Genomic DNA, 6,123 nt, shown 5'->3' on the forward strand with positions numbered 1-6,123 from the left:
CTCGCCGACCGGGCCGCGCGGGGTGCGGTCAGCCGCGCCGGTGGGCGCGCACGAGCAGGCTCACGCCGGGCCAGCGGTCGACGGGCAGATAGCGCTCGGCCGTGATGATGGCCCGCAGGCCGAGGTTGACGACCGGGCTCAGCTCCTCTAGGTCGGAGCCGTTGCTCGACCGGCGCCGCAGCGCGACGACCGGACGGAGCAGGACGTTCCAGGACCGGACGCTCTCGATCTCGAAGCCGCCCCGCTCGAGCAGGGCGAGCAGCTGCGGACGGGTGTAGCGGCGCACGTGGTCGACGGCGACGTCGTGGGCCGACCACAGCCGCGGGTCGGCAGGGACGGCGACGAGGTACGTCCCGCCCGGTCGGAGTGCCCGGTGCACCTCGGCCACCGCGGCGTCGTCGTCCGGGATGTGCTCGAGGACGTCGAAGGCGACGACGAGGTCGAGGCTCCCGTCGGCGAGCGGCAGCTTCGTCGCGTCACCACGCAGGGTCGCGAGGCCCCGCTCGTGCGCGACGGCGGCGCCGTCGGCCCCGTACTCGAGGGCGATGGCGCTCCAGCCGTGGTCACGCAGGACGCGGGTGTTCCCTCCGCCGGCGGCGCCGATGTCGAGGGCCCGTCCGGGGACGAGGCCTCGCAGCTGTCGGTCGAGCAGGTGGCGCCGCTCCCGGTACCACCAGTGGGTGTCCTCGAGCTGGGCGAGCTTGCGAACCTCGGTGCCCTCCATGGGTGGCCATCATGCCAGTCGTCGTCGGGCCCCCGCTCGGTGCCCGGTCACCGGATGTGCCCGTCCCCCTCGACGATCCACTTCGTCGTCGTCAGCTCGGGGAGGGCCATGGGGCCGCGGGCGTGCAGCTTTTGGGTCGAGATGCCGATCTCGGCGCCGAAGCCGAACTCGCCGCCGTCGGTGAAGCGCGTGCTCGCGTTGACCATCACCGCCGCCGCATCGACTTCGGCGGTGAAGCGCCGGGCGGCAGCACGGTCCTCGGTGACGATCGCCTCGGTGTGCCCGCTGCCGTAGCGGCGGATCCGGTCCATCGCCTCGTCGATCGAGTCGACGACGGCGACACTCAGCTCGAGCCCCAGCCACTCGGTGCCGAAGTCGGTCTCCGCCGCGACGTCGTATGCCGCTCCCGCGGCCTCCGCGTAGGGCCGCACCTCGGGCGCGACGTGCAGCCGCACCCCGGCTGCGGCGAGGTCCGTCAGGACCTTCGGCAGGAAGTCGGGGGCCACGTCGCGGTGGACGATGAGCGACTCGGCCGCGTTGCAGACGCTCGGACGGTGGGTCTTGGCGTTGACGGTGATCCGCTCGGCCTTGCCGAGGTCGGCGGAGCGGTCAACGTAGACGTGGCAGACACCGATACCGGTCTCGATGACGGGGACCGTCGACTCGCGCACGACGGTCTGGATGAGCGCCGCTCCCCCGCGCGGGATGACGAGGTCGACCCGGCCACGGGCCGTCATGAGCGCGCGCCCGGCGTCGTGGCCGCCCTGCTCGAGCAGGGTGATGGCGTCGGCCGGAAGCCCTTGCCGGTCAAGCGAGGTGCGCATCGCCTCGACGAGGGCGTGGTTGCTGCTGGCGGCCGCCGACCCGCCTCGCAGGAGCACGGCGTTGCCCGACTTGAGCGCGAGCCCGGCGGCGTCGACGGTGACGTTGGGGCGAGCCTCGTAGATCATCCCGATGACGCCCATCGGCACCCGGACCTGCCGGATCTGCAAGCCGTTGGCGAGAGTGGAGCCGCGGACGATCTCGCCGACGGGGTCGGGCAACGCCGCGACGTCGCGGAGCGCCTGGGCGACCGCGGCGACCCGGTCGGCGTCCAGGCGCAGCCGGTCCTGCAGGCTCTCCGGCATGCCAGTGGTGCGGCCCCGTTCGAGGTCCTCGGCATTCGCCTCGAGGATGGCTGGCGTTGCGGCGTCGACCGCGTCTGCGAGCCGCAGCAGGGCGGCATCCTTCTCGGCACGGGACATCAGCGCGAGCCGCCTGGACGCGACGCGGGCCTTGTCGGCGAGGTCGCCCACGTAGTCGACGACGGCGGGGTCGATCGGCTCTGACATGCCATCAGCGTAGGCGGCCGGCCGGCCCGTGAAACGCCCGTCTCGATCTGTGACGGTTTGCTCGCGACCGCTTCGAGAGACGGGACCCATGTCCCGGATGCCGCTGGTCAGTGACGATGCGACCGCGGTGCGGGACCTTGTGCCCTACCCCGGGCAAAGGGGCACGATCTTCACTGGGTTCGTCAGGGGCACCAACCACATCGCCCACGAGTGGTGGGCAAAAGGGAGCGTGACGACGCTATGCGACGAATCATGATGGCTCTGGCAGCGAGCGCGGCCACCGTCACGGTGCTGGCAATGCCCGCCAGTGCGGCCCAGGCACAGGTGACGCACCTGCGCAGCAACGGAACGAACGTGTCCGCAGAGTGGACGACGCAGTCACCTGGCAACGTGGTGGACACGTTCGTAAGTGCTACCGCCCCCAGCAAGGGCGCCGCCACGCTCGACATCTTCAGCATGGTGGCTCAGGTCAGCAGCGAGGGCGCCTTCCTGGGTGGTGTCCAGACCACGGTGCAGGTGACGAGCGGCTTCACCTTCACCTATGACGCGAAGCGGCTGACGAAGGCCTCCGTCAACGCGACCAACCTGCCCGCACGCACCTGCCCCGTCGACGAGTTCGGCGAGGAGGTCGCGTCCGAGTGCGAGGCGACCACCGTGAGCCTCTCCGCCACCTGGACAGGCGTCGGCCCCATCTCGACGGGCCACACGACGGACCACTACAGCACCAGCGGCTTCAAGATGGTCGTGCACTCAAGCGGCACGAGCCGGGACGCCACTGCGGAGGCCTCCTTCAACGGCCAGGCGCTCGGCGGCTTGCAGTGGGCCTCCATCGGGACCTATCGCGACCTCAAGACCGCCATCTGCCGCATCCCCGGCGGGTGCGGGGAAGGCCTCTGAGCCACTCCCTTGATCGAGAGACCGGCTTTCCGGCCCAAAGTCGTTCTCTCGATCACGGGCTGTGCGAGCTCGGCGCTGCGGGGGAAACCCGTTGTCCGCGCGGGGATCCCGAGCGCTCGATCGGATCGTGAGCGACCCGACGGCTCGCGGTGGGCCCTCACTAGGCTGTCCGCGTGTCCCCGCGGTCCGAGATCAGCCAGGCCAAACGCCTGGTCGTGAAGGTGGGGTCGAGCTCGCTGACCGGTGTGGACGGTGGGATCGACTCCGCCCGCCTCGTCGCGCTCGTCAACGCACTCGCGCGACAGCACCTCGAGGGAAGCCAGGTCGTCCTCGTCTCCTCGGGCGCCATCGCAGCGGGCATCGGCCCGCTCGGGCTCGGCGCGCGCCCCCGCGACCTCGCCACCCAGCAGGCCGCCGCGAGCGTCGGGCAGGGAGCGCTCCTGGCCGCCTACACCCAAGCCTTCGGCGCGCACGGCATCACCGTCGGGCAGGTCCTCCTCACCGTCGACGACGTGACCCGCCGGACCCACTACACGAACGCACGACGCACCCTCGACCGGTTGCTGGACTTCGGCGTCATGCCGGTCGTCAACGAGAACGACACCGTCGCGACGTCCGAGATCCGCTTCGGCGACAACGACCGGCTGGCCGCCCTCGTGGCGCACCTCATCGACGCGGACGCCCTGGTGTTGCTGACCGACGTCGACGCCCTCTACGACGGGCCGCCGTCCCGGGCCGGTTCGAAGCGGATCCCGCTGGTGTCGGGGCCGGACGACCTTGCCGACATCGAGGTCCGGGGCAGCAGCTCCAAGGTGGGCAGCGGTGGGATGAGCACAAAGATCGAGGCGGCTCGCATCGCCACGGCCGCCGGGGTCGTCACCGTCGTCACCGCGGCGGACCGGGTGACCCAGGTCCTGGACGGCCAGGACGTCGGCACGCTGTTCCTGCCCATCGGTGTGCGCGGGGCGTCCCGGCGGCTCTGGCTCCAGCACGCCACGACAGCGCGCGGGCGCCTCGTCGTCGACGATGGCGCGGTCACCGCACTCACGCACCGCAAGAAGTCCCTGCTGCCGGCCGGGGTCGTCCGCGTCGAGGGCGGCTTCCAGGAAGGGGACGCGGTCGATGTCTGCGCCCTCGACGGCCGGGTCGTGGCACGCGGGCTGACAAACTACTCCGCCAAGGAGCTGCCGGGCTTGCTGGGACGGTCCACCAAGGAACTGGCGCGCGAGCTCGGGCCGGAGTATGAGCGCGAGGTCATTCACCGCGACTTCCTCGTCGTTCTTTGACTGCACGTCATTCTCTCGAGGTCACGACCCTCGATGTCGGTTCCGGGCCCTTTGGCCCTCCCCGTGCAGAACGCCAGTGTGAGCACGCTGAGATGGAACGAGCGAGCGGAGGGGCCATGGTCGGCATCGAGGACAAGGAAGAGCTCCGCGAGAGCAACGAGATCGTCGCGTCATTCCAGGACCACCCGGACGCCTTGCTTCTCGCCGCTGTGCTGGCGGCGCTGACCGGCATCGTCACGAGGGTGGTCAGGATGATCCGTAAGAGGCGGCAGCGCGGGACGTGACGCCGAGGCATCGGTCCCCCGCCGCGGGGGTCAGCGGTTGACCACCGTCAGCACGACCGCGCCAACAGCCAGGAGTGCAGCGACGACCTGCGGCAGGAGTCCGGCAGGAACACCGGACCGCACCGCCCGGCGCCCAAGGACAACGGCCGCGACACAGGGAGCGAGCACGATCGCCAGACCCGGGAGGGCCGCGGTGAGGTATGCCGCGAGCGGCACCGAGCCCGCACTCGGGTCGTGGCCCGTCAGCGCGTAGATGCCGGTCTGCACGGCGAACGACAGGAAGAAGAAGACCGGGACCAGTGCCACACCGATCCACGCGCGGACGAGCGGGGTGTGGGCCTGGGAGCGCCGGCCGACGGGCGGGTGATTCGAGCTGGCCCTGCCTGTGGTGTCGGTCATGGCAAACGCCTCCTGCACTGCACCGTCCTCGCGGTGGTCGGGCGCGACCAGAGGCGAAGGTCCCGCGTCGAGGGTGCCCCGTGCCTGCAGTCGGTCCAGCATGCGAACGACGCAACACGCACCACGATGCACCCGCGCTACAGTCGCCGCACAACGTCATACCGCTCATCCAGAGGGGCAGAGGGAAACGGCCCGTTGAAGCCCCGGCAACCCGGCCTTCCGAGATCTTCGGAGCCGACAGGTGCCACGTCCGTCCCGCCTCGCGGGAAAGATGAGAAAGGCCTTCGCATGACCGACTTCGCGTCACCCGCCCTCACCCGCCGGCTCCATGTCGACCTGCTGCGGGTGGCGACCGCGATCTGTTGCCGCTGACCGCCGGCCGCTGAGTCCCTCAGCGCCTTCGATGGAGCCCAGGCCGGACACCAAGCCGACAGCGCACGGCTGGCTCCCTTCTGCACCAACGCGATTCCCGACGCCACGTCGCGCTTCGCGGCCATTCGCCATACCCATCAACCGTTTTGGAGGAAGACCATGACCGCTACCCACGAGACCACGACCGCCACCACCGAGGCGCAGCTCATCCGACCCGAGGTCCGCACCACCCTGGTCGCCGACACGGCGACCGAGGTCCGTGTGCAAGCCAGCTCCCACGCGTTCACCATCGACGAGCCCGCCGGACTCGGTGGCACCGACAAGGGAGCAAACCCGGTCGAGCACCTGCTCGCGGCCCTCGGGTCCTGCCAGGTGATCACCTTCCAGGTGTGGGCGCAGAAGCTCGGCATCCAGCTCGACGGGGTCGACATCGCGCTGACCGGAGAGATCGACCTCCGGGGCTTCTTCGGCCTGGCGGACGGGGTGCGGCCCGGATTCCAGTCGATCGACGTGTCGGTCCAGCTCTCCGGGCCAGAGGCGCCGGAGCGCTACGAGGAGCTGACGCAGGCGGTCGAGGAGCATTGCCCGGTCCTCGACGGACTGGGCCACGCCGTGCCCGTCCGCACGACGTACGCGCTCGCCTGACCGGTTCCGCTCGGCGGGCGTCAGGTGCGGCCGAGTTGGGTACGAGTGGCCTTGCCCGGTCGAGCGGGGTTCGTGCCCGCTCGGCCGACCGCCAGCCCAGACCACCTCACGTTGGTGACCGGTCGACCCGCGTTTCGTGACCGGTCGACCCGCGTTTCGTGACCGGTCGACCCGGCGTTTGTGAC

At 70.7% G+C, this 6,123-nt stretch carries 8 protein-coding genes and 1 riboswitch; of the genes, 5 read left to right on the forward strand and 3 right to left on the reverse strand.

From position 1 onward, the window contains the following. Positions 1 to 28: 28 nt before the first annotated feature. Together N864_RS18145 and N864_RS18150 are read right to left on the reverse strand one after the other, a co-directional pair. A complete protein-coding gene (locus N864_RS18145; RefSeq protein ID WP_034720339.1) occupies positions 29 to 724 on the reverse strand; it encodes a class I SAM-dependent methyltransferase in 696 nt (231 codons plus the stop codon). Between the two features lie 47 nt (positions 725 to 771). Continuing rightward, positions 772 to 2,055, reverse strand: a complete 1,284-nt coding sequence (locus tag N864_RS18150; protein WP_034720342.1) for a glutamate-5-semialdehyde dehydrogenase — start codon at positions 2,053 to 2,055, stop codon at positions 772 to 774. A gap of 252 nt (positions 2,056 to 2,307) precedes the next feature. Between N864_RS18150 and N864_RS18155 the strand changes: the two genes are divergently transcribed. The 3 genes from N864_RS18155 (at position 2,308) to N864_RS24805 (ending at position 4,522) form a co-directional block, all read left to right on the forward strand. Beyond that, complete coding sequence (locus tag N864_RS18155) at positions 2,308 to 2,952, forward strand: hypothetical protein (protein ID WP_155893005.1); 645 nt, start codon at positions 2,308 to 2,310, stop codon at positions 2,950 to 2,952. A 173-nt stretch (positions 2,953 to 3,125) separates the two neighbouring features. Next, positions 3,126 to 4,238, forward strand: a complete 1,113-nt coding sequence (proB, locus tag N864_RS18160) for a glutamate 5-kinase (protein WP_034720347.1) — start codon at positions 3,126 to 3,128, stop codon at positions 4,236 to 4,238. Positions 4,239 to 4,354: 116 nt separating this feature from the next. Further along, positions 4,355 to 4,522, forward strand: a complete 168-nt coding sequence (locus tag N864_RS24805; RefSeq protein ID WP_155893006.1) for a hypothetical protein — start codon at positions 4,355 to 4,357, stop codon at positions 4,520 to 4,522. Positions 4,523 to 4,552: 30 nt separating this feature from the next. On the opposite strand, the gene N864_RS18165 is transcribed toward N864_RS24805, so the two are convergent. After that, the gene (locus N864_RS18165; protein WP_155893007.1) at positions 4,553 to 4,921 is read right to left on the reverse strand and encodes a hypothetical protein; all 369 of its coding nucleotides are present in this window, start codon (positions 4,919 to 4,921) and stop codon (positions 4,553 to 4,555) included. 162 nt (positions 4,922 to 5,083) lie between these two features. Then, positions 5,084 to 5,199: riboswitch (SAM riboswitch) on the forward strand. Positions 5,200 to 5,209: 10 nt separating this feature from the next. Between N864_RS18165 and N864_RS26485 the strand changes: the two genes are divergently transcribed. Continuing rightward, positions 5,210 to 5,293 carry a putative leader peptide gene (locus tag N864_RS26485; RefSeq protein ID WP_420805223.1) on the forward strand — a complete coding sequence of 28 codons (84 nt, stop codon included), beginning with the start codon at positions 5,210 to 5,212 and terminating at the stop codon, positions 5,291 to 5,293. Between the two features lie 159 nt (positions 5,294 to 5,452). Further along, complete coding sequence (locus tag N864_RS18170; RefSeq protein WP_034720354.1) at positions 5,453 to 5,938, forward strand: OsmC family protein; 486 nt, start codon at positions 5,453 to 5,455, stop codon at positions 5,936 to 5,938. The last annotated feature ends 185 nt before the right edge of the window (positions 5,939 to 6,123 follow it).

This window comes from Intrasporangium chromatireducens Q5-1 (assembly GCF_000576575.1).
Classification (GTDB): domain Bacteria; phylum Actinomycetota; class Actinomycetes; order Actinomycetales; family Dermatophilaceae; genus Intrasporangium_A; species Intrasporangium_A chromatireducens.

What these genes read in the sequence shown, in the direction of transcription:
- N864_RS18145 (WP_034720339.1), bottom strand. Translation starts at nt 724, where the DNA reads ATGGAGGGCACCGAGGTTCGCAAGCTCGCCCAGCTCGAGGACACCCAC.
- N864_RS18150 (WP_034720342.1), bottom strand. Translation starts at nt 2,055, where the DNA reads ATGTCAGAGCCGATCGACCCCGCCGTCGTCGACTACGTGGGCGACCTC.
- N864_RS18155 (WP_155893005.1), top strand. Translation starts at nt 2,308, where the DNA reads ATGATGGCTCTGGCAGCGAGCGCGGCCACCGTCACGGTGCTGGCAATG.
- N864_RS24805 (WP_155893006.1), top strand. Translation starts at nt 4,355, where the DNA reads ATGGTCGGCATCGAGGACAAGGAAGAGCTCCGCGAGAGCAACGAGATC.
- N864_RS18165 (WP_155893007.1), bottom strand. Translation starts at nt 4,921, where the DNA reads ATGACCGACACCACAGGCAGGGCCAGCTCGAATCACCCGCCCGTCGGC.
- N864_RS26485 (WP_420805223.1), top strand. Translation starts at nt 5,210, where the DNA reads ATGACCGACTTCGCGTCACCCGCCCTCACCCGCCGGCTCCATGTCGAC.
- N864_RS18170 (WP_034720354.1), top strand. Translation starts at nt 5,453, where the DNA reads ATGACCGCTACCCACGAGACCACGACCGCCACCACCGAGGCGCAGCTC.